Source organism: Rhizobium sp. 05N49 (assembly GCF_056396805.1).
In genome coordinates, this window is sequence record NZ_JBFTME010000012.1 from 63,309 (window position 1) to 83,954 (window position 20,646).

At 59.7% G+C, this 20,646-nt stretch carries 21 protein-coding genes; 9 read left to right on the plus strand and 12 right to left on the minus strand.

Going from position 1 to position 20,646, the window contains the following annotated elements; all coding sequences use genetic code 11:
* The first annotated feature begins 5 nt into the window (after positions 1 to 5).
* From potE to AC1DF8_RS22920, 5 genes are all read left to right on the plus strand, one after another.
* Complete coding sequence (potE, locus tag AC1DF8_RS22900; protein ID WP_113014245.1) at positions 6 to 1,364, plus strand: putrescine-ornithine antiporter; 1,359 nt, start codon at positions 6 to 8, stop codon at positions 1,362 to 1,364.
* Positions 1,365 to 1,381: 17 nt separating this feature from the next.
* Positions 1,382 to 2,308, plus strand: coding sequence for an amino acid ABC transporter substrate-binding protein (locus AC1DF8_RS22905; RefSeq protein ID WP_478155159.1), 927 nt, complete (start codon positions 1,382 to 1,384; stop codon positions 2,306 to 2,308).
* Positions 2,309 to 2,440: 132 nt separating this feature from the next.
* The gene (gene cax, locus AC1DF8_RS22910) at positions 2,441 to 3,538 is read left to right on the plus strand and encodes a calcium/proton exchanger (RefSeq protein ID WP_112545369.1); all 1,098 of its coding nucleotides are present in this window, start codon (positions 2,441 to 2,443) and stop codon (positions 3,536 to 3,538) included.
* 21 nt (positions 3,539 to 3,559) lie between these two features.
* Complete coding sequence (locus AC1DF8_RS22915) at positions 3,560 to 3,904, plus strand: potassium channel family protein (protein WP_478155161.1); 345 nt, start codon at positions 3,560 to 3,562, stop codon at positions 3,902 to 3,904.
* Between the two features lie 167 nt (positions 3,905 to 4,071).
* Positions 4,072 to 4,308, plus strand: coding sequence for a hypothetical protein (locus AC1DF8_RS22920; RefSeq protein ID WP_112545371.1), 237 nt, complete (start codon positions 4,072 to 4,074; stop codon positions 4,306 to 4,308).
* Here AC1DF8_RS22920 and AC1DF8_RS22925 read toward each other — a convergent pair.
* The 5 genes from AC1DF8_RS22925 to AC1DF8_RS22945 all read right to left on the minus strand — a co-directional run bounded on the left by AC1DF8_RS22925 (position 4,290) and on the right by AC1DF8_RS22945 (position 9,642).
* On the minus strand, positions 4,290 to 5,441 hold the full coding sequence (locus tag AC1DF8_RS22925) for an AI-2E family transporter (protein ID WP_112545372.1): 1,152 nt from the start codon (positions 5,439 to 5,441) through the stop codon (positions 4,290 to 4,292). The genes AC1DF8_RS22920 and AC1DF8_RS22925 overlap by 19 nt on opposite strands.
* A 39-nt stretch (positions 5,442 to 5,480) precedes the next feature.
* Entirely contained in the window at positions 5,481 to 6,323 is an 843-nt protein-coding gene (ppk2, locus tag AC1DF8_RS22930; RefSeq protein WP_112545373.1) for a polyphosphate kinase 2, read from the minus strand.
* A 20-nt stretch (positions 6,324 to 6,343) separates the two neighbouring features.
* The gene (locus AC1DF8_RS22935; RefSeq protein WP_478155163.1) at positions 6,344 to 8,044 is read right to left on the minus strand and encodes a SulP family inorganic anion transporter; all 1,701 of its coding nucleotides are present in this window, start codon (positions 8,042 to 8,044) and stop codon (positions 6,344 to 6,346) included.
* Between the two features lie 99 nt (positions 8,045 to 8,143).
* Positions 8,144 to 9,301 (minus strand): HlyD family secretion protein, encoded by a 1,158-nt coding sequence (locus AC1DF8_RS22940; protein ID WP_112545375.1) that lies wholly within the window; start codon positions 9,299 to 9,301, stop codon positions 8,144 to 8,146.
* The gene (locus AC1DF8_RS22945) at positions 9,301 to 9,642 is read right to left on the minus strand and encodes a DUF3302 domain-containing protein (protein ID WP_112545493.1); all 342 of its coding nucleotides are present in this window, start codon (positions 9,640 to 9,642) and stop codon (positions 9,301 to 9,303) included. The genes AC1DF8_RS22940 and AC1DF8_RS22945 overlap by 1 nt, the downstream gene beginning before the upstream one ends.
* A gap of 323 nt (positions 9,643 to 9,965) precedes the next feature.
* Here AC1DF8_RS22945 and AC1DF8_RS22950 point away from each other — a divergent pair, with 323 nt between their 5' ends.
* The 3 genes from AC1DF8_RS22950 to AC1DF8_RS22960 are packed head-to-tail and all read left to right on the plus strand — an operon-like array spanning position 9,966 to position 12,726.
* Complete coding sequence (locus tag AC1DF8_RS22950) at positions 9,966 to 10,280, plus strand: hypothetical protein (RefSeq protein WP_112545494.1); 315 nt, start codon at positions 9,966 to 9,968, stop codon at positions 10,278 to 10,280.
* A gap of 41 nt (positions 10,281 to 10,321) precedes the next feature.
* Positions 10,322 to 11,758 carry a DUF3300 domain-containing protein gene (locus AC1DF8_RS22955; RefSeq protein WP_478155289.1) on the plus strand — a complete coding sequence of 479 codons (1,437 nt, stop codon included), beginning with the start codon at positions 10,322 to 10,324 and terminating at the stop codon, positions 11,756 to 11,758.
* A 29-nt stretch (positions 11,759 to 11,787) separates the two neighbouring features.
* Positions 11,788 to 12,726, plus strand: a complete 939-nt coding sequence (locus AC1DF8_RS22960; RefSeq protein WP_112545377.1) for a DUF2950 family protein — start codon at positions 11,788 to 11,790, stop codon at positions 12,724 to 12,726.
* A 4-nt stretch (positions 12,727 to 12,730) separates the two neighbouring features.
* On the opposite strand, the gene AC1DF8_RS22965 is transcribed toward AC1DF8_RS22960, so the two are convergent.
* Entirely contained in the window at positions 12,731 to 13,222 is a 492-nt protein-coding gene (locus tag AC1DF8_RS22965) for a CYTH domain-containing protein (RefSeq protein ID WP_478155166.1), read from the minus strand.
* Between the two features lie 35 nt (positions 13,223 to 13,257).
* Positions 13,258 to 13,725, minus strand: a complete 468-nt coding sequence (locus AC1DF8_RS22970) for a hypothetical protein (protein ID WP_112545379.1) — start codon at positions 13,723 to 13,725, stop codon at positions 13,258 to 13,260.
* A gap of 261 nt (positions 13,726 to 13,986) precedes the next feature.
* Here AC1DF8_RS22970 and AC1DF8_RS22975 point away from each other — a divergent pair, with 261 nt between their 5' ends.
* A complete protein-coding gene (locus AC1DF8_RS22975; protein ID WP_478155167.1) occupies positions 13,987 to 15,789 on the plus strand; it encodes a hypothetical protein in 1,803 nt (600 codons plus the stop codon).
* A gap of 93 nt (positions 15,790 to 15,882) precedes the next feature.
* On the opposite strand, the gene AC1DF8_RS22980 is transcribed toward AC1DF8_RS22975, so the two are convergent.
* The 5 genes from AC1DF8_RS22980 to AC1DF8_RS23000 all read right to left on the minus strand — a co-directional run bounded on the left by AC1DF8_RS22980 (position 15,883) and on the right by AC1DF8_RS23000 (position 20,632).
* The gene (locus AC1DF8_RS22980) at positions 15,883 to 16,386 is read right to left on the minus strand and encodes a GNAT family N-acetyltransferase (protein ID WP_112545381.1); all 504 of its coding nucleotides are present in this window, start codon (positions 16,384 to 16,386) and stop codon (positions 15,883 to 15,885) included.
* Positions 16,387 to 16,400: 14 nt separating this feature from the next.
* Positions 16,401 to 17,279 carry a carbohydrate ABC transporter permease gene (locus AC1DF8_RS22985; RefSeq protein WP_112545382.1) on the minus strand — a complete coding sequence of 293 codons (879 nt, stop codon included), beginning with the start codon at positions 17,277 to 17,279 and terminating at the stop codon, positions 16,401 to 16,403.
* Positions 17,280 to 17,284: 5 nt separating this feature from the next.
* The gene (locus AC1DF8_RS22990) at positions 17,285 to 18,175 is read right to left on the minus strand and encodes a carbohydrate ABC transporter permease (protein WP_112545383.1); all 891 of its coding nucleotides are present in this window, start codon (positions 18,173 to 18,175) and stop codon (positions 17,285 to 17,287) included.
* Entirely contained in the window at positions 18,172 to 19,266 is a 1,095-nt protein-coding gene (locus AC1DF8_RS22995) for an ABC transporter ATP-binding protein (RefSeq protein ID WP_183882407.1), read from the minus strand. The genes AC1DF8_RS22990 and AC1DF8_RS22995 overlap by 4 nt, the downstream gene beginning before the upstream one ends.
* 109 nt (positions 19,267 to 19,375) lie before the next feature.
* Positions 19,376 to 20,632 (minus strand): ABC transporter substrate-binding protein, encoded by a 1,257-nt coding sequence (locus AC1DF8_RS23000; RefSeq protein ID WP_112545385.1) that lies wholly within the window; start codon positions 20,630 to 20,632, stop codon positions 19,376 to 19,378.
* Positions 20,633 to 20,646 lie beyond the last annotated feature (14 nt).

Genomic DNA, 20,646 nt, shown 5'->3' on the forward strand with positions numbered 1-20,646 from the left:
TCGTCATGACCGATAACACGATGCATCTCGCGGCCGAGACCACGGCCAAGAAGAAGATGAACCTTGTGCAGCTCACCTTCATCGTCGCCGTCAACATGATGGGCTCGGGCATCATCATGCTTCCCGCCAACATGGCCCAGGTCGGTGCGATCTCGCTGCTGTCCTGGCTCGTGACCGCCGTCGGCTCGATGGCGATCGCCTATGGCTTTGCCCAGGCCGGGCTGTTCAACCAGCGCCCCGGCGGCATGTCCGCCTATGCGGAAGATGCCTATGGGAAGGACGGCTATTTCATGGTGTTCTTCCTGTATTTCCTGTCGCTTGCCGTCGGCAACGTGGCGATCGGCATTTCGGCTGTTGGTTATCTTGCCGGCTTCTTTCCGGCTCTGACCTCGACCCCCATCATGACCTGCCTGGCGCTGATCGTCCTTCTGTGGCTGACCACGGCCGCCAATTTCGGCGGACCGCGCATCACCGGCCGCATCGGGTCGATCACGGTCTGGGGCGTCATCCTTCCCGTCGGATTGCTGTCGATCATCGGCTGGCTGTGGTTCAGCTCCAGCACGTTCGCGGCCGCCTGGAACCCGAAAGGACTATCGCTTGCGCAAGGGATGGGATCGAGCATCTCGTTGACCCTCTGGGCCTTCCTCGGCATGGAATCGGCCGCACAGAATTCCGATGCAGTCGAAAATCCCAAGCGCGATGTGCCACTCGCCTGCATGTTCGGGACGCTCGGTGCAGCCGTCATCTACATCCTGTCGACGACGGTCATTCAGGGCATCGTGCCGAATGCGGATCTCGCGACCTCCACCGGACCGTTCGCGCTCGCCTACGCCACCATGTTCAACCCGACTGTTGGTTCGATCATCATGGCGCTGGCCGTGCTCGCCTGCCTCGGCTCGCTGCTCGGCTGGCAGTTCACGATTGCCCAGACGGCGAAGACCGCCGCCGACGAGCGGATGTTCCCGTCCATTTTCTCGCGGGTTAACGAGATGGGTGCACCGGTGCGGGGGATGATCATTCTCGGCATCGTGCAGACCTGCCTTGCCCTGATGACCATATCGCCGACGCTGAGCGAACAGTTCTCCGCACTGGTCAATCTCGCTGTCGTCACCAATGTGCTGCCTTACATCATCTCGCTGTCTGCGCTGTTCGTCATGATGAAGGCCGCCCGCGTGCCGCCGGCGAAATACAAGCTGAATGCCACGATCGCGCTTATCGGCATGGCCTATAGCGTCTTCGCCATCTACGCCTCCGGCAAGGATGCAGTGCTCGGCGGCATGATCGTCACAGGCATCGGTTTCATCATCTACGGCCTGATCGCCCCGCGCTTTTCCGGCGGCGTGAACCGGGCTCCGGCCGAATAACAGAGGGAGGACCAATCATGTCAAAGAGAAATGGTCGCCGGGCGGTGATCGCCGCCTCCGTCCTCGCCGCAATGGCCGCATCGGCGCTAAGCATGCCTGCGCAAGCCCAGACGCTCGACCGCGTCAAGACGAGCACCGCACTGAAACTCGGCTACGATCCGGATGCCAGGCCCTTTTCCTTCAATTCCGACCAGGGCAGGCCGGATGGTTATGCTGTCGCCCTTTGCAACAAGATTGCCGATAGTCTGAGGGCACAGCTGAACCTGTCGAAGCTCGATGTCGAATGGGTTCCCCTGTCCGGCGATGCCAAGACCACGGCGATCGAGAGTGGTGCAGCCGATCTTGTCTGCGGTGCGGAGCCGGTGACATTGACGCGCCGCAAACTTGTCTCGTTCTCGATCCCGATCTTCCCGAGCGGCACCGGCGCATTGCTCAGCACCAGTTCTCCGCTGGCGCTGCGGGAGGTGCTGCAATATGGCGAACCGACAAGCCGACCCGTCTGGCGCGGTTCGCCGGCCCGCACGATCCTGGAACACAAGACATTCTCTTCGATCGCCGGCACGACAAGTGAAAGCTGGCTGACCGACAGGATCAAGACCTTCCAGCTCGCGGCGACCGCAACGCCCGTCAACAACTATCAGCAGGGTATCGAACGTGTGCTGGACGGCAGTTCGGCGGTGCTCTTCGGTGATATGCCGGTCCTCATGGATGCTGCCGCCCGCAGCGACAATTCCGGCAATCTCATCGTCCTGCAGCGCCATTTCACCTACGAGCCGCTCGGTCTCGAACTGGCACGCGGCGACGAGGACTTCCGTCTCGCTGTCGATCGTGCCTTGAGCCAAACCTATGCGGCGCAGGATTTCCGAACCTTCTTCACCACCTGGTTCGGGCCACCGGATGAAGCAACGGTGACATTCTTCCAGCAGACGGCACTGCCGGAATAACACCGCGATCGGTGGGAAATACGGCCGTCGAAAATGAAGGCGGCACGCTCCGGAGCAGGTCCGTCGACCTGCAACCCGTCTGCATGCCGCAGCAAGAAATATGGATGCAGCGAAACGGATGGGAGTTGTGGGGTGAGCCTCCTTTGGAAAGAAATTCGTCACAACCCGATGCTGTGGCTGCTCGTCGCAGTGCCGGTCGTCTTTGTCGCTGCGAGCGTTGCCCCCGAGGCGCACACGCTGCTGTTCATCCTCTCTGTGTTTGCGGTGATACCGCTCGCGGGTCTCCTCAGTCACGCGACTGAATCCGTAGCGGCAAAGACGGGCGATGCTGCCGGCGGGTTGCTCAACGCGACGCTTGGAAATCTGACGGAGTTGGTCATTGCGCTGGCGGCACTTCGCGCCGGGCAATACACGCTCGTAAAATCATCCGTCGCCGGTGCGATCGTCGCGAACACCCTGTTCATGCTGGGAGCCTCCTTTTTGCTCGGCGGCCTCAAACACCACACGCAGGAGTTCAACCGCGCCAATGCCCGCGTTCAGTCGGGCCTGCTCTTCCTCGCCACGATCGGTCTGCTGATGCCGTCGGCGGTTGCTTCGATGGATTCGGCGTCGGCAACGGCCGTCATCCAAAAGCTCAGCTTGGGCCTGGCGATCCTGCTCATCGTCGGATACGGGCTGGGCCTGTTGTTCACGCTCAAAACGCATCGCGACGCTTTTGCCGCAGCCGAGCAAGCGCATGAGGCTGAAGAGGCGCCGTGGCCGATCGGCATGGCTCTCGCCACCCTTGCTGGTGTCACGGTGCTGGTTGCGCTCGTCAGCGAGATCTTCGTCGAATCCGTGCAGGAAGCGGCCAAGGTTTTCGGGATGACGCAAGCCTTTGTCGGCTTCATCGTCGTTGCGCTGGTCGGCGGTGCTGCCGAAATGGCTTCGGCCTTTTCCGGTGCGCGCAAGAACCGGCTCGACCTGAGTGTGGGCATTGCACTTGGAAGCGCGTCGCAGATCGCGCTCTTCGTCGCGCCCGTGCTGGTCCTCTTGAGCTATCTGATCGGTCCGACACCGATGGATCTGCAATTTGCGCCCGGCGTCGTGGTCATGGTTTTCTTGGCCACGATCACGGCAATGTTCGTCACCAATAGCGGGCGTTCGGCATGGTTCATCGGCATGCTGGTGCTGATGGTCTACATGATCTTTGCCATGACGCTTTATGTTCTGCCCGATCAGACATCGTGATGCGGGCCGGCGGAGGCAAATATGCCAATGAAACCTGGTCGTGAATTGACCCATCGACAAATGCGGCGTCTGTTTTTCACCACACTGGTAAGGCAGCTTCGCGTGATCTGGCCAATCGTATCAGGGGTGGTCCTTGTGATGATCGGATGCGGGCTTGCAATCTGGCGCATCGAAGACTGGCGCCTCGATGAGGCTCTCTATTTCACGTTCGTGACGGGCCTGACCATCGGCTACGGCGATTTTACTCCCAAACATGTTTCGGCGCGGGTATTGTCGTTGGTCATCGGCTTCGCAGGAATTGTGCTGACCGGCATTGTCGCCGCAGTCACTGTAAAGGCCTTGAACGCTGACGATTGGGAGCCCTGATGCCCTCTTCGTTTACGCCGCACTGTGCAGAGCGCAATTCGATCTCTTGTAATGTGATCCAACGGAACCATTCTTACGAATAAATTTTCGGTAACCAATCGGGAACGGCCGGCGTTCCCCTGAGTTCGTACGATTTGCGGGGGTGCGCAAATATACGGAGCTGCCTTATGAGCCGAGAGCGTGGACGAAGGAAATTGATGCTCCGACTGCCTGATATTCGTCATCGTCTTTCTGGCATCGCCAGCGAGACACTTGGTGAAATGTTTGAAGCCTACGATCTTGCCGTCGATGCACTGGATCGGTTCCGCAATCAGCGCCCGCGTGAAGACAGGCTGATTACGGAATATGAGCAGCTCTGCCTTGAAATAGAGCAGGAGGTTCTCGTCTACTGCACCGACCGCTGAACCTGTCCGTCGAAGCCGGCAGCGAGTTCATGCTCGGATCCGGTTGACGCTGCCGCTGGCCAGGCCCAGGCTCGCAGCAATTCGTAAAAGACGCTGAGCACTACGGGCCCCAGGAACAACCCGAGAAGCCCGTGTGATAGCGTACCGCCGATGACCCCGATCAGGATCACGAGCATCGGGGTCGAGAGACCGCGCGACATCAATATGGGCTTCAGGACATTGTCGACCACCGTAATCGGTATCGCCAGGCAGGTAAAGATAAGTGCGGTGCCATAGGACCAGGAAAACCAGGCCCAAACGATCATGGGCAGAAGCACCAGCCCAGGACCCAATTGCATCACGCAGAGCATGAAGACGGCAAAGGTCAGCGCACCGCGTGCGGGGATGTCGAAAAAGGCAAAGCACAAACCGCAAAGCAGCGTCTGCAGGAAGGCGACGCCAATGACGCCGCGCGAGACATTCCGCACCGTACTTCCGGCAAGCCGGGCAAAGCCGACGCCTTTTTCGCCGCCGATCCGGTTTGCGAGCAGCTGCACTGCCGCAGCAAGTGGCGTGGCCCGCGTCAGAAACAGGCCGGAAAGCAGGATCGAGGCAACGAAACTCAAGACACCGCCGCCGACCGAAGCGAGCTTTGCCACGATGACGCCCATCACTTCGCGGATAGGCGCTTGAAACTTGATGATGGTAGAAGCCAGGTCGCCGGCAATCTGGTTCCATGTATTATAGATGCGCTCGCCGATGACGGGCCATTCCTTGATGGCAGCCGGGGCGGCAGGCAAGGTGAAGTCTTCCGTCCGCAACTTGCCGATCAACGCCTGCACAGTGTCGGCGAAATTGACGGCGACGAGGGCAAGCGGGGCAATGATCAGGACGAGGCAACTGACGACGATGACGATCGACGCGATCACCGGCCTGTTGCCGATCAGCCGCGAGAGAGCATCGAACATCGGAAACAGCGCCACCGCAAGGATAGCCGACCAGATGACGATCAGCGCGAAGGGAGCGATAAGCTCCAGTGTCCAATAGGCAAAAAGCCCTATAATGCCCAAGCGAACGAGATCGCTGACGCGCGCCTCGATCGAAAATTGCCCCGCACCGCTCGGTTGCGGGGCCGTATCATTGACCTGCTCCATGGCTGCATCCATCCCCGGCATGTAGAGCCGGACCCATCGTCATGACGTTGTGTCGGGCACCACATGCCGGATTGCGCGATCCTCGACATAGGCCGACGGGCGCTTCTGGCGCTTCCCAAGATCCGGCGCCTCGAATTTCACACGCTCATAAGGGATCGATTGCAGAATGTGCGAGATGCAGTTGACCCGCGCCCGCTTCTTGTCATCCGAAGGCACGATCCACCACGGCGCGTGATTGCTGTCGGTCATCCGCAGCATCTCGTCATAGACGCGCGTATAGTCCCACCAGCGTTGGTAGGATTCGACATCCATGGGGCTGAGTTTCCATTGCCGCAGAGGATCGTCGATCCGGCGTCTGAAACGCCGTTCCTGCTCTTCTTCGCTGACCGTCAGGAAATATTTGAGCAGGATGACGCCGCTTTCGACGATAGCGGCCTCGAAACGCGGTGCGAGCTCAAGGAAGCGCTGTGCCTTCTTGTCGCTGGCGAAGCCCATGACCCGATCGACTCCGGCACGGTTATACCAGCTGCGATCGAAGATCACGATTTCGCCGGCGGCCGGCAGATGGGCGATGTAGCGCTGCATGTAGATCTGCGATTTCTCGCGGTCGGTCGGTGCGGGCAGGGCGATCACCCGGAAGACGCGCGGGCTGACCCTTTCCGTTATGCGCTTGATCATCCCGCCCTTGCCGGCAGCATCACGTCCTTCGAAGACGATGACGATCCGTGCGCCGGATTTTTTGACCCAGGCTTGCAGATGGGCCAATTCCACCTGCAGGCGGCTGATCTCCTTCTCGTAATCCCATGACTTCTTTTTCTTCTTGCCCTTGCCGGTGCGGGGCTCCTCGCCATCGGCGAGTTGCGGCTCGTAATTCTCGTCCATGTCTCTCCCTCCTTCTGTCATCACGGGGCAGCGCTTGCCGGTGCGGCATTGCCGATCTGGTCGATATCGCCGATCAGAGTCCGCAGGGCCTCTTCTCTGCCATTGAAAATATTCTCGGCGCCGACTGTCTTGATGATCCCGGCCCGCTCGAGAATGGCGCGGCTTTCATCGCTGAGATCGGCGAACGCAAAGATGATGTTTCGCTTCACAAGCAATTCCGCCACGGCCTCGAGTGCGGTGGCGCCGGTGCTGTCGATTTGCGTGATGGCGCTGGCATCGAGCACCAAGCATTTGGTGTCGGCGGGAAGTTCCTTTGCGACCGACATCAGCCGGATGCGCACATAGTCGGCGTTGTAAAACAGGATACTGCCCTGAACCGCGAAGACGGCGGCGCCCGGAACGGGGCGTGCCTCCGGGTAGCGCTGAAGGTCAAAGAAGCCATGCCGGCCTTCGATGCGGCCAAGCAGGCCGTCGCGCGGAAACATGGTCTGGCGCAGCAGATAGACGAAGGTCGCGCCGACGGCGACGATCACGCCGTTGAGGACGCCGAAACTGATGGCTCCCCACATGGCGATCAGCGCAAAGACGAACTCCATGCGGCTGATGCGCCAGATTTTCTTGAGCTCGCGAATATCGATCAGGCTGATGGCCGCTGCCACGAGAATGGCCGCAAGTGCAGGGATCGGAAGAATCCGCAACGCGCCATGCAGGAAAACCAGTGCGGCGATCAGTGTGGCCGCCGAAACGAGCCCGGCGAGCTGCGAAACGCCGCCCGTCGACAGGTTTATGGCGGTACGGGAATCCGATGCGCTGATCGGAAACGAGCCGAAAAGGCCCGGGGCGATATTGGCAGCACCAAGCCCGATCAGCTCCTGATTGGCATCGACCTCTTCGCCGGTCCGCGATCCAAAGCTGCGCGCCGTCACGATACCGGCGCCGAAGCTGACGAGGAAGATCGTGACCGAGCCGATCATGAGTTTGTCGAGAGGCATCTGATAGAAAGCCGGCAGGGAAAAACTCGGCAACCCGCTTGGCAGGTCGCCGACGACCGCAATACCCCGACCACGAAAATCGAAGAGCGCCGAAAGGATGACTGAGATAACGACGACCAGTACGGGACCGGGGATTTTCAGATTGAAGCCACGGACGGTCCAGAGCAACGCGAACATGACAGTGCCGAGGATAAGCGAAGGCCAGTGAATCAGGCTGCTCTTGGCGAAGATCTCGACAAGCGGCGAGACCAACCCGTCGGATTCGATTTTTACGCCCGTAAACCGACCGATCTGTCCGATCAGGATCGAGAGAGAGACGCCGGCAAAGAAACCGACCAGGATGGGGCGGGACAGGAAGCTCGCGAGCACGCCGAGCCGCAGCAATTTTGCTGCTAGGCAGCAAATACCGACCCCCAGCGCAAGCGCCGAAGCGACCGCAACCCGATCGACATCGCCTCCCGCCGGTGCGGCAGCAATGATGGTGCCCATCGCCGCTGCCAGCACGGTCATCGTCGCAGCATCGGGCCCGACGATCAGGAGCCGGGAAGGCCCGAAAATCGCATAGGCGACCGGCGCGACAATACTGGCATAGATGCCTGTCTCCGGCGGCAGCCCCGCGATGGCGGGATAGGCGATAGCGCTCGGCAGACCGACGGCGGCGATCGACAGCCCGGCCGGGATATCACTCCGGAACCAGGCCTTGTTGAAACCGGCCAGGCCCCGCAACATAGGAAGACTGCCTATCAATTCCGGCTCCTTATCCTGTCGCCGTTACTCCCGCGGTGCCTTGCTTTTGCTTGCACCGCCGGGTCGGCGCCACCCTTTGCTTCAATGTTCGAGGAACACGTAGTTCATCCAGCTGCTCATGCGCAGCAGCACTTTGCGGAGGAGGGCGACGTGATGCCAATAATGTGTGTAGACCGCGACCTCAGCGACAACGCCGCCGGGCAGTTGATACTGATCGGTGTTCTCGAGCAGCTCGATGCGGGCCAAGGTCTGACCGGGCGATGTTCGTTCGGGCGATTGCGGGTCGATCAGCGCACCGCTCGGTTGCAATTGGCCCTGGGCCATCACATCGATGACCTCCGCCACCCGTGCCTTGAATATTTTGCCGGGCACAGCCTTGAAGGAGACCTCGGCATCATCACCGACGCGGACACGTTGCAGCGAGTTCTGGATGAAGGCTGCCGCCAGCATGCGGTCCTCACTGTTGATAAAGACCATGACCGGGCGTAGGGGCAGGGGATTGGCCATCATGCCTGGGCGCAGGAAGACCTGCGTAACATACCCGTCAGACGGCGCCCGTACGGTCGTCTGGTCGAGTTCGTATTCGGCGTTGTTCAGCTCGGCCTGCAGCCTCGCGACCGTCGGGTTCGTGCCGTTGATCTCGGATTCATAAGCAAGCTTTGCTTGTGTCGCTTGCGCACGTGCCGTATCGACCGCTGCCTCCGCGGTAAGATAGATGCCGCGCCGGTTCTCGACCTCGAGTTCAGAATAGACGGCGCCTCGGCCACTCGATTTCGAATTCTCGTTCGACGCCTGGAACTTTTCAAAAGCCTGCAAGGATCTGTCCCGCGAGGCTTCGGCCCCCGTGACTGCCGCATTGGCGGCGTCGAGAGCGGCTTTCAGTTGCAGGACGGATTGCTTGGCTTCAGCAAGCGCTGCCGTCTTTTGGTCGACTGCAAACTGATATGGCCGGGGGTCGATGCGGAAAAGGATGTCGCCTTTCTTTAGCGGCGCGTTCGCAGTGACCGGAACGTCGACGACCTGGCCTCCCACGACGGGGATGACCGGAGCCGACGTGAAATAGATGCGCCCATCGCTCGAATAGGGATGATTGTAGCTCATCAGAAGCACAAGGCCCGAGATGATGAATATCCCGCCAAGGACGGCGGTTGCGAGTGACCACTGATTTACCGGGATCCTGAATAGCTTGAAGATCGTCCAGCAGATCGCGGCATAAGTCAGGATGAGGAGTAGTTCCATCAGGCGTTCTCCCTCTCCGGCGTGTGCGCTTCGAGGTCGGCGATCCGTGCGTGAAGGCGGGCAATCTCAGCATTCGCTTCGGCTTCCGCCGACAGCTTCCCATCCGTGCGTATGCCCCAGCCGCGATCCTCGCGGTAGAGGGTGGCCCAGATGAACAGGAACGGCCAGATTGCATGGAGGGTGAAGAGGCTAACCCATCCGGCGACATGGATGGCGTCCTGATGCGGATGATTGCGCGCTTTGGCCATGAGGTGAGGAATGTCGTGGATTGCGATCACCGCGTAGAAAAGGGTGACGAAGACAAAGACCAGGACGCCCAAGGCAAAATAGTCGAGAAACACGGTCGCTCCCTTCGGGCTGGCCTTGCCGAGCCGTTTGATCGCTGTCGAGGGCAGAATATTAGGCCTGTTTTCATGCTGAGGCCCGTAGCATCGCGTAAGCTCTATTGAAGCGTTGGAAACTCTGCCGTTTGTGGGGACCATCTCCACGTGAAAGCAAAAGGGCGGGATCAGAGCAACAGCGGTCATGCCGGCATTGCCACTCGGGACTGCCGCGGTTTTTCAAAAGCCGGCTAACGTAGGATCGTGTATTTTACGTCTGCTGCCGATCGCCCTGTTATATAGTTTCCTCATCTGCTTAGCGCAGTTTGATGGCGGGGGCGGGGATGGTGTCGGGAGAACAAGGTTCGACATATTTGTCCGCCCTCGAGACGGCTGAGACTTATTTTCCCGACCAGAAGCGGCTGGTGCAGCGACTTTTCTATATCAATGAGCCATTTCACAGCATGTGTGAGGATCTCACCGCTGCGGCGCAGGCTCTGGCGCATGTCGAGAGGCTACCGGAGGCTGTTCGGGAGGCGCGGCGACTGGAATATGCGGGTCTCGTCGATGCCCTGTTGAAAGAGATGGGGGAGGCGATTGCCCAATCGAAAATCGTAATGCTCAGGCGGTCCCCGCAGACCGGCCCGAAATTTCCGTAAGCGTATCTGTCATTCAATTGTCCAAGGGAGGTACGTGCGTGATGAAAGCATTGTCCCACAAACTGCTTGGTGGGTTATCGGCGTTGGCAATCATTGCGCTGCAGCCGACGTTACCGGCACGAGCCCAGACGCAAGCCCCGGCCCCTGCTGCGGCGGCGCCCGCGCAGGCGGCTGCCGAGCAACCGGCGGCCACGCTTCTGTCGGAGGACGAACTCGAAGTGCTTGTGGCGCGGATCGCTCTCTATCCGGATGAACTGGTCGCAGCAATTTCCGCCGCCTCACTCTTTCCTCTCCAGATCATCGAGGCACAGCGCTTCCTGGAAGCAAAAAAGAAGAATTCCGATCTCAAGCCCAAGAGTGATTGGGACGGCAGCGTCGTTTCGCTGCTCAATTACCCTGACGTCGTCAAGATGATGAGCGAGGATCTCGACTGGACCCAATCGCTCGCCGATGCGCTCACCAATCAGCAAAAGGACGTCCTGATTGCCATCCAGCAGCTTCGCGATGAGGCGGTTGAAAAGAACATCATCAAGACGGATGACAAGGTGACGGTCGTAACCGAGAACGACAATATCATCATCCGGCCGACGGATCCGGAAAAGATCTATATCCCGCAATATCCGCCGGAAATGCTTTACGAACCGGGTTATACCTCGGCGCCGATCTCCTATTATCCCAATTATTACGACAACTATTATTACCCTGGGGCCGCGTTCTTTGCTGGCGCGGTGACCGGCCTCGCCTGGGCGGCTGTCGTCAACTGGGATGACTGGGGTGTCTGGGGCGGCCGCTGGGGTGGCGATATCGATATCGACTGTAACAACTGCCTGAACGACCGCAACTTCAATGGAAAGCTCAAGTGGAATGATGTCGACTGGAGCAACGTCGACCGCAGCAAACTGAGCATCGGCAAGGACCAGCTTTCGAAGCTGGACCGCTCGGCGATCAAGTCCGGCCTGCAGGCTGACAATCGCAACCAGTTGCGCAACAGGGCAAACGATATTCAGGCTGCCCAGAGGCCCGGTAATCGCGCCAATTCAGTGCGTGCGGACGACATCCGCAAGAGCACGGCACAGGGCCTGAAGGATCGCCCAGCGGCAGGAAACCGCCCAGCGGCAGGAAACCGGCCATCGGCAGGGGATCGCCCAGCAGCAGGAAATCGACCAACGGCAGGAAATCGGCCTGCAGCTGGCCGGCCGGAGGCACGTCCTCAGAAGGCGGCCAATCGCCCGTCCAAACCCGCGCAGAGATCCGCCAACAGGCCCAATAAACCGCAGATGGCCGCCAGGCCCGACAATCGGGGGCGTCAACCGAGCGCACTTGGGAATGTCCAGTCCGGCCGGCGCGAAGCTGTCGCCTCGAAACGAGGATCGCAGAGCATGGGCGCCCATCGTCAGTCCGCTCGCCCCGCACAGCATCGGCCTCGCCCGCAGGGCGGCGGCGGGCGTGGCGGCGGTGGTGGCGGCAGACGGCGGTGAGACCTTTTTTCAGCTCAGGGAGTTACATCATGAGACGCCAATCGACCGTAATTCCGCTCATGTTCGCGGCGGCGCTCTGCGCAATGCCGGCTGCGCCGGCGCTTTCGCAAGTACAGACAGATCTCGCCGGATATGTGGCGGCAACCCCCTCACCGAAATTCGACACGCCGGAGCTTGCGCTCGACAAACTGAAATCGGTGCTCGGTTCCGGCAATATCGAAGATCTCGCAGCTCTGCTTGGCCTAAAGGCGGACAAGCTGCGTTCCAGCAACGAGGCGGTGATCGCTTACGGATTGATCCGTGAGGGCGCGGAACGGCAGGCGATCCTGCGGGATTTCGACGGCAAAAAGATTGTTGCGATCGGCGATCGGCTCTGGCCGCTGCCGTTTCCGGTGACCGAAGACAAGGACGGCAAATGGTCCTTTGACACCGAACGCGGCCTCGAAGAGATTACCAATCGTCGTATCGGTGAAAACGAACTCGCCACCATCGACACGATGCACGAATATGTCGCGGCCCAATACCAGTATGCATCCGAGGACCGCGATGGCGATGGCATTTATGAATTCGCGAAGAAATTGATCAGCAGTCCCGGCAAGCTTGACGGCCTGTACTGGGATCCGAACGTCTATCCCGAGGAAAGTCCGGCAAGCGCGCTCGTCGAGACCGCCGCTTTCGGTGCCGCCAAGCGCGGGGAGGGCTATTTCGGCTATCGCTACCGCATTCTGACGTCTCAGGGTGACAACGTGCTCGGGGGCAAGCAAAGCTACATCATCAACGGTTATATGACCGGCGGCTTTGCACTGATTGCCTGGCCGGTCAAATACAGGGTCACGGGCGTGCAGACATTCGTGATCAATGGCGCCAACATCATCTACCAGCGTGATCTAGGCCCCAAAACGGAAGAGCGCGCAGCAGCGATCAAGGATTTCAACCCGGACGCAAGCTGGACCGTGGTAAGCGAATAGAAGTTCAGCCGGCGGCGTTCGACGCTGCCGGCGAAAAGCGCAAGGCAGCTGCCATGGCGCGGTTGGAGTATCGCTTCCTGCCCGTGACCTCGCGACCCAGCCATTGCGGCAGGTTCGGTTGCTCATCCTCGCTCGCCATTTCGATCTCGGCGAGCGTCAGTCCCTCATAGGCGCCGGCAAAGACATCCACATCCCAGCTCTTGCCATCATGGAGAACACGGTAGCGGGTCTTTTCGATGACGCGGCCTCCCGCATGGAGCAGGAGATCCCGGGCCTCATCGACCGGAATCTGATACTCATATTCCTCTCGGGCAAGGCCCGGCGTTCGAAATTTGATCGTTAGACGTGCAGAGCAGCCATCGATCAGGCGGACACGGACAGGGTTTTGATCGCGCCGGCAAAGGTAGGCCTGCTGCAGCAGATGCGGGGCGCCGGCGCAAGCGCGCCAGCTATCGTTGCGGACCAGGAACTTTCGCTCGATCTCGGTCGCTTTCAATCCGATATTCCTTCGCTCATGCCTGCTGTTACGGGTCAGTCGAGAGGCGGTTCCCAAGTGAGAAAGAAACCCACATCTCCGGGCATGCCGTCGGGAAAATTGATGATCATCGCCTTGAGGCCATAACCCTGCGGCTTGGCGACCTCCTCGAACAGTTCGAGAAGTTCTTTTGCTTTACCCTGCAGCGTCTTCTGCCAGCCGGGCAGGTTGTTATTAATGGCGCGGCCGCTATCACTGCAGAATGTCGATGGAAAACTGTATATCAGCGCCTCGTACTTGCCGTCCGCCGCCGCTTTCATCACCAGCCGTTTAATGACGGCGCGTTCCGTTTCTCCGATCTGTTTGCGGAAGAAATCCTCTACGAAATCGGCATGTTTCTTTGCTTCACGTGATTTGATCTTTTCGTTGCGCTCCATTTCCAGAAGCTGGAGTTCCAGAGCACGTTTGCGCAGGTCCTCTGCGCTTGTCATAGATTGGGATGTGGACGTCTCAGGTGATGTCATCGCCGCCTCCTCCAGAATGAGGATGATGATAGAGCGCGCGCGGGGACGAGGGCAGTAAAATACACGTCCATTGCGGTAGGATACGGTATCTTACGCCGACCGATGACCGCCTGCAGTAACCTTGACGTCATACGGTCGATTCTTGAAATCCTTCCGTTAAATTAGCCTTTTCTATTAAATCACGTTGCCGCGGTGACGACATGGGATTATCGTCGGTGGCAGCATACTGCAGGTTGTGATCAATCGGATTCGAGGGCGCCGATGACAAATGCAGGCATTGACAGGGCTTGCGGCAGCGCACCTTCTCAGGAGGAGGTGCTGCAGCAACTTGAGCGCATCCTATCCAGCCCGGAGTTTCGACTTCCCGAGCGGGCGGGGCGATTCCTTGAATTTGTCGTAAACGAGACACTTGCGGGCCGTCGCGATTATCTGAAGGCCTTTACCATCGCCCAGGCGGTTTTCGGCAGGGATGCGAACTTCGATGCCCAGCAGGATCCATGTGTCCGCATCGAAGCCGGGCGGCTGAGGCGGGAACTGGAACATTATTATCTGACCGCCGGCAGCGCTGACCGGATCGTCATCACGGTTCCCCGTGGTGGCTACGTACCGGTCTTCGATGTGAGACAGGATATCGAGGATGCGGATGTCTTAAGCTTTGGACAAGAACCTCAGCCTTTATCGGGAGGAGATGACGCCGGGCGGGTCAACGTCATCAGGAACACGACCAGCCGGGCCGCGGCGAGCAGGCATCCGTCGCGCTCCCGATATTGGCTGATTGCGGGGGGTGTCGGGATCGTCCTCGCCTCTGTGGCTGTGATGCTCGGGCATGTCAGCCCGTTCGACACGAACACCAAAGCGGCGAGGGGGGTAACCAGTCGCCCAACCATCGTTGTCGAGCATTTTGAAAGTGCCTCTGATGACGGACATGCATCCGATATCTCTCGTGGCATCACCGACGACATCATCGAAAAACTCGTCCCCTTCAACGATATTGTCGTGGTCGCTCCGCTGCCACGCAATCGAGAAGGCCAGGCGTCACCGCAGCCGCTCTATGCTCTCCAGGGAAGCGTGCGGTTGGAAGGCAGCACCCTGCGCTCAACTGCCAGGCTCGTGCGACGGGTGGATGGAGTGGTCATCTGGGCCAACAATTACGATGCCGACATGAAAGTGCAGGGCATCCTGAAAACCCAGGCGAGTCTTGCGGAACATATCGCGACGGCGGTGGCACGACCGTTCGGCGTCATATTTACGGCAGACACTGCCAGCATCGCCGGGGGCTCGGACGCCTTTTCCTGCATTCTCTCCTACTATAGCTATCGCAGCGAGATGACCGTGAAGACCCATGATGTTGCGAAGTCTTGCCTGCAGCGGGCCATCGAGAAGACGCCCGATGATTCCAATGTTGCCGCCTTCCTCTCGCTGGTCCATCTCGACGAGTTCCGCTTTCCGTACCAGTTGAACACCAAGCCGACCGCCGCCACACTCAATCTTGCAAAGGAGCTTGCCGAACGCGCCGTACAACTCGACCAGAAGAATGCGCGCGCCCTTCAGGCGTTGATGCTCGCCAACTTTTTCAGCAATGACATGGTTGCGGCCCTGCGCGCCGGCGAGGCGGCCTATGCCAGCAATCCGAACGACACGGAAGTGGCGGGGGAGTATGGCCTACGTCTGTCGATGTCGGGAGAATGGAGCAGAGGCTGTGAATTGATTTCCGAGGCCATCAACAGGAATGCCGGGCCACGCGGCTATTACGAAGTCGGGATGGCGCTCTGTGCGTTCATGCGGGGTGACACGCAAGCCGCGGAACTTTGGTCGCGCATGTCGGATCTGAACTACAACCCGATGCATCGCCTCGTCTTGCTCTCCATCCTCGGGACCCTTGGGAAAACGGCCGAAGCAAAGGAGCAACTCGATTGGATCCAGCTCCGGTCACCCGCACTGATCCCCAATGTCGGGCGCGAAGTCGCCAAGCGGCTCGCCCGGACCGAAGACCAGGAGCGTTTCCTTGCTGGGTTGAAAGCYGCCGGCATGCCTGTTTCGGTTGCCAAGGCGTCTCTCAATTGAAGTGAGCATCGTCTCTAGTGCCGTGACCACAGCACTGGAGACGATGATCGAGCGACACGTCTCCGTGAGCTTTTACATCTGTCACGATCAGACTTAGTGGCCCGATTCCGAAATGCCTCTCGGCTGGGCAAGCGGCAGCATGCCGCGATAGATGCCGGGGTCCGAGCCTTCGATCGGGATTGCCCCGACGCTTCGACGGTAGAACTCCATCGGGCCAGCGCCCCCGATTACCCCGTAGGCGTAGCCGTGCGCGTACATATCGAGAAGCGTGGTCAGCAGCAGAACGTGGCCGACACCTTTGCCGCGGGCGGCCGTATCGACGCCGGTCGGCCCGAAAAAGCCCTTGGCGGTTGCGTCGTGGCAGGCAAAGCCGATGAGTTCGTCGTTCTGGATCGCGATGAAGCAAGTGGGCGGCTGGCGCATGGTGGCAACCGTCGCTTCCGCGACCCAGCCGGATCCGAAGCGCGGCTCGATCCAGGCCGTCAGAGCGCTCAACTCCGGCGCAAGGACACGCCGGATGGTGATACCCTGTTCGGCGATGCGTTTATCGAGCGCAGGATCCGCCTTCAGCTCGTAGAGTTTTACCAGCATGTCCATGGTTTAGTCCTTTGTCAGCCCTTGATGGCGCCTGCCGTCAGGCCGGCAACGATACGTCTCTGGAAGATCAATACGACGATGATCAGCGGCAACGTTACGGTAACGGATGCGGCCATGATCTGACCGAACGGATATTCGTACCGGCTATTGCCGGCGATCAGGCCGATTGCAACCGGCACGGTCCGGTTCTCGTCCGTCAGCGTGAAGGTCAACGCGAAGAGGAACTCGTTCCAAGCCAGAATGAAGGCAAGAATGCCCGTGCTGGCAAGCGAAGGTCCCATGAGGGGCAACAGGATCTTCATCAGAATTCTGAAATGTGAGCAGCCGTCGATGATCGCGGCCTCTTCGAGTTCCCGCGGAAACTCGCGTATGAAGGTGGTCAGGATCCAGGTCGTGAAGGGCACGGTCGACAGGAGATAGGTGAGGACGAGCGCGCTTGGCCGGTTGAACAGACCCATCCAGTTGATCAGCTCGAACATGCCGGAAAGAACGACGACCTGCGGGAAGATCGAGATCATCAGCACGATCATCAGAATGGTGCGCCGTTGCGGAAAGTCGATGCGCCCCAGCGCATAAGCGGCGCTGAGCCCGATGACGAGCGACAGGAACGTGGTTGAAACCGCGACATAGGCGGAGTTCAGAAGCGAGCCCATGAAAACGGGATTGTCGAGCAACTGGCGATAGTAGGTGAAGTCGAACGCCGGCATCAGCGCCGATTGATAGAGTGCCGACCCCTGCTTCGTCGAGGAAACGAAGGCCCAGTAATAGGGAAACAACGTGTAGAACAGGACGAGCAGAAGGGCCAGGATCTGCAGGCTTCGCACGACACGGCGCCGCATCCTGAAATAGGAGGCAGGCCTGCGGACGGTCTTCGGGATGATTGCATCTGCCATGTCGTTCAGGTCCCCGCGGCTCTGTCGAGGCGAAGGACCCCGATGATGATGATGGCGACAAGCGCGACGAGCAGGAAGACCCAGGTCGATGCCGCCGAGCCGATGCCGAGCTCCTGGAAGCTGATCAGCCGGTCGCGCGCGTAGATGGAGACGGTCATGACGCTCTCGTTGCTTGCCGCCATCACATAGGCAAGGTCGAACATCCTGAGCGCATCGAGGGCGCGGAAGAGGACCGCTACGCCGATCGCGGGGCGCAGCATCGGCAGGGTGATCGACCAGAAACGTTTCCAAGCCGGAATGCCATCGACCTCCGCTGCCTCGAATATCTCCGACGATATCAGTTGCAGGCCTGCCAGGATAAGCAGAACCATGAACGGGGTCGTCATCCACACGTCGACGAAGATCACGACGCCCATAAGGAGCGATCCGCTCGCCGTCCACGGAATGCCATGATCGATGAGGCCAAGCCCGATGAGGAGCTTGTTGATAACGCCGAACTGGTCGTTGAGCATCCATTCCCAGATCTTCGTCGAGACGACGACCGGGATCGCCCAGGGCACGAGGATGGCGGCGCGCGCCAGCCCGCGGCCGGGAATGGCTTCATTGACGAGGAGCGCGATCGCCAGGCCGAGAACCGTCTCGATCGCGACCGAGATGACCGTGAAGATCAGCGTATTCTTGACGGCAATCCACCAGCTGCGGTCGTTGATGACCTCAAGGAAGTTATCGATTCCCGTCATTGAATAGACGGAGGGGTCGTCAAGATAGGCATCGGTGAAGGCGAAGAAGAAGGTGCGGCCGAGCGGCCAGAGTGCGACGACCAGCATGACGATGATAACCGGCAGCAGAAACAGCCAGGCCGCACGATGGTCGCGGCGGGCAAGCCGGGCGCTCATTGCCGCCCTCCTTCGATCACGGCGGCCTGACGGTTGAGAATGAGGCGTTTTCCATCGGCAGCGAAGGCAAAGATCGCAGTATCCCGGAAATTGAGACCGACCTCAGTGCCGATCAGTTCCCTCGGCGGCTCGACATTGACGCGGATGACCCAGATGACGTCGCCGTTGATGCGGCAGTAGGCAAAATGCTCATGGCCAAGATCCTCGATACGTTCGAGCACGCAGGTCATTCGTCCGTCTCCAGCGTTCACTAGCTGGATCGCCTCCGACCGTATGCCGATTTCGGCGATAGTTTGGCCCTCGGGGCCTGCATCGATAACGAGGCCGCCCGGGCCGGTCACCTTGGCTGAAGCTGACTGAACGGGCAGGAAGTTCATCCGGGGGCTGCCGATGAAGCCTGCGACAAACCGGTTGTCGGGGCTGTGGTAGAGTTCCTTCGGCGTGCCGACCTGCTCAATACGTCCGTGATTGAGAACGACGATCCGGTCGGCAAGCGTCATTGCTTCCGATTGGTCATGGGTGACATAGATCATCGTCGTCTTCAGATCATCGTGGAGCTTGGCGATCTCCATGCGCATCTCCATACGCAGATCCGAATCGAGATTGGACAGCGGCTCATCGAAGAGGAAGATTTCGGGCTGACGCACCAAGGCTCGGCCGATCGCAACGCGCTGGCGCTGCCCGCCGGACAACTCGCGGGGCCGGCGTTCGAGCAGATGATCGACCTTCAGCATCCGTGCGACCGACCGCACTTTCTCGCTGATCGCGGCCCTGTTCATGCCGAGTGTCTCAAGCGCGAAGCCGATATTGCGCGCAACATTCATATGCGGATAGAGCGCGTAAGACTGGAAGACGAAGGCTACGCCTCTCTGGGAGGCGGGCACATCAGTCACGTCGTCGCCACCGATCCTCACCACGCCATTCGACGCGGAGATCAGGCCGGCGACGATGCGAAGAAGCGTTGACTTGCCGCAACCGGAGGGACCGACGAAAACGACAAACTCGCCGTCGATGATCTGCAGGTCGACATTCTGGATAACAGTATGCGTACCAAAATTCTTCGAAACGGATTCGAGCGAAACCGATGCCATTGTTCACCTGGGGGTATGAGACGGCAGAGGGCTCGCCATCCTATTCGATGGCGAGGCAGTGACGCGTTCCGGCAGCGGATCGTTCCCGCCGCCGGAGATCCGGAGAGCGTCAGCGGCTTTCCTTCAGTTTCTCAAGTCGACCGGCCAGCGATGTCAGGCTGGACTTGACCTCGGCACCGCCGGAAAGCATGTCGTGAACCGAGCGGTAGAAAGCCTGCGACACGCGATTGTAGCTTGTGCCGGTGTAGCCGGACGGGCGCACGGCGCTATCGGCAAAAGCCTGCTGGTTATCCTTGAGGAAGGGTATCTTCTCGAGGACTTCCGGATCGCTATAGAGCGCCTGGATCGACGGATTGAGCGCCGCCTTCAGCGCACGCATCTTCTGCATGTCCGGGCCGGTGATGAAGTTCACAAAGTCGGCCGCGACCTCGGGCTTGGCGCTGTATTTGTTGACGCCGTAGTACATCGGGCCAAGGCATCCGCTCGACTTTTCGCCTTCCTTGCCGACCGGGAGGGGCATCACGCCGACCTTGTCGACAACATTGCTCCCCTTTTCATGCGAGGTGCCCCAGACATAAGGCCAATTGCGGTGGAAGACCGCGTTGCCGGATTCGAAGACGGCGCGCGACTGCTCCTCATCATAGTTGAGGACACCCTCGGGGCTGATCGAGCCGATCCAGCCCTTCGCCTTTTCGAGCGCTGCGGCAGCCTGCGGGTTGTCGATGGTCACCTTTCCATCGTCGGAAATGATGGTGCCGCCGCCGTTGGAAGCAACAAGCTCGATTGCGTCGCAGGTCAGGCCCTCATAGCTCTTGGCCTGCCAGGCATAGCCCCACATGTCGGCCGAGCCCGCAGCCCTCTCCTTGTCCTGAATTTCCTTGGCCGTGGCAGCCAGCTCGTCCCAGGTCTTCGGCGCCGCCTTGCCGTATTTTTCGAGCAGGTCTTTGCGGTAGAACATGAGCCCGACGTCCATATAGGCCGGCATGGCAATGAGATTGCCGTCGAGTTTGGCCGCGTTGAGTGTCGAGGCGAAATGCTTATCCTGGTCTGCCTGCGGGATCATTGTCTTGAGGTCGAGCAGGTTGCTCTTGAACATGCCGAGCCAGATCACATCGAGGAAAAGAACGTCGACGTCCTTGGATTTGGCGGCGAGCAGCTGCTGATAGATCGGGATCGCGTCGTCGAGAAGCGCGGGCATCTTGTTGATCTTGGCCTCATTGCCCGTCTTTTCCTTCCAGGCATTGGCAACGTTCGTGCAGAGCTCGAATTCCGTCGGCGAGCAAAACACGGAAATGGTTTCGGCATGTGCGCTGCTACCCCAGAGGGCAGCAGATATCGCCAATGCGGCAAGGCTTTTCTTCAGCATCGATTGTTCCCTTC

Excerpts from the sequence above, each read along its gene's own strand:
- AC1DF8_RS22915 (WP_478155161.1), top strand. The coding sequence starts at position 3,560 with ATGCCAATGAAACCTGGTCGTGAATTGACCCATCGACAAATGCGGCGT.
- AC1DF8_RS22905 (WP_478155159.1), top strand. The coding sequence starts at position 1,382 with ATGTCAAAGAGAAATGGTCGCCGGGCGGTGATCGCCGCCTCCGTCCTC.
- AC1DF8_RS22950 (WP_112545494.1), top strand. The coding sequence starts at position 9,966 with ATGGTGTCGGGAGAACAAGGTTCGACATATTTGTCCGCCCTCGAGACG.
- AC1DF8_RS22920 (WP_112545371.1), top strand. The coding sequence starts at position 4,072 with ATGAGCCGAGAGCGTGGACGAAGGAAATTGATGCTCCGACTGCCTGAT.
- AC1DF8_RS23000 (WP_112545385.1), bottom strand. The coding sequence starts at position 20,632 with ATGCTGAAGAAAAGCCTTGCCGCATTGGCGATATCTGCTGCCCTCTGG.
- AC1DF8_RS22980 (WP_112545381.1), bottom strand. The coding sequence starts at position 16,386 with ATGGACATGCTGGTAAAACTCTACGAGCTGAAGGCGGATCCTGCGCTC.
- AC1DF8_RS22970 (WP_112545379.1), bottom strand. The coding sequence starts at position 13,725 with ATGACATCACCTGAGACGTCCACATCCCAATCTATGACAAGCGCAGAG.
- AC1DF8_RS22990 (WP_112545383.1), bottom strand. The coding sequence starts at position 18,175 with ATGAGCGCCCGGCTTGCCCGCCGCGACCATCGTGCGGCCTGGCTGTTT.
- AC1DF8_RS22935 (WP_478155163.1), bottom strand. The coding sequence starts at position 8,044 with ATGTTGCGGGGCCTGGCCGGTTTCAACAAGGCCTGGTTCCGGAGTGAT.
- AC1DF8_RS22940 (WP_112545375.1), bottom strand. The coding sequence starts at position 9,301 with ATGGAACTACTCCTCATCCTGACTTATGCCGCGATCTGCTGGACGATC.
- AC1DF8_RS22955 (WP_478155289.1), top strand. The coding sequence starts at position 10,322 with ATGAAAGCATTGTCCCACAAACTGCTTGGTGGGTTATCGGCGTTGGCA.
- potE (WP_113014245.1), top strand. The coding sequence starts at position 6 with ATGACCGATAACACGATGCATCTCGCGGCCGAGACCACGGCCAAGAAG.
- AC1DF8_RS22925 (WP_112545372.1), bottom strand. The coding sequence starts at position 5,441 with ATGGAGCAGGTCAATGATACGGCCCCGCAACCGAGCGGTGCGGGGCAA.
- ppk2 (WP_112545373.1), bottom strand. The coding sequence starts at position 6,323 with ATGGACGAGAATTACGAGCCGCAACTCGCCGATGGCGAGGAGCCCCGC.
- AC1DF8_RS22960 (WP_112545377.1), top strand. The coding sequence starts at position 11,788 with ATGAGACGCCAATCGACCGTAATTCCGCTCATGTTCGCGGCGGCGCTC.
- AC1DF8_RS22995 (WP_183882407.1), bottom strand. The coding sequence starts at position 19,266 with ATGGCATCGGTTTCGCTCGAATCCGTTTCGAAGAATTTTGGTACGCAT.
- AC1DF8_RS22985 (WP_112545382.1), bottom strand. The coding sequence starts at position 17,279 with ATGGCAGATGCAATCATCCCGAAGACCGTCCGCAGGCCTGCCTCCTAT.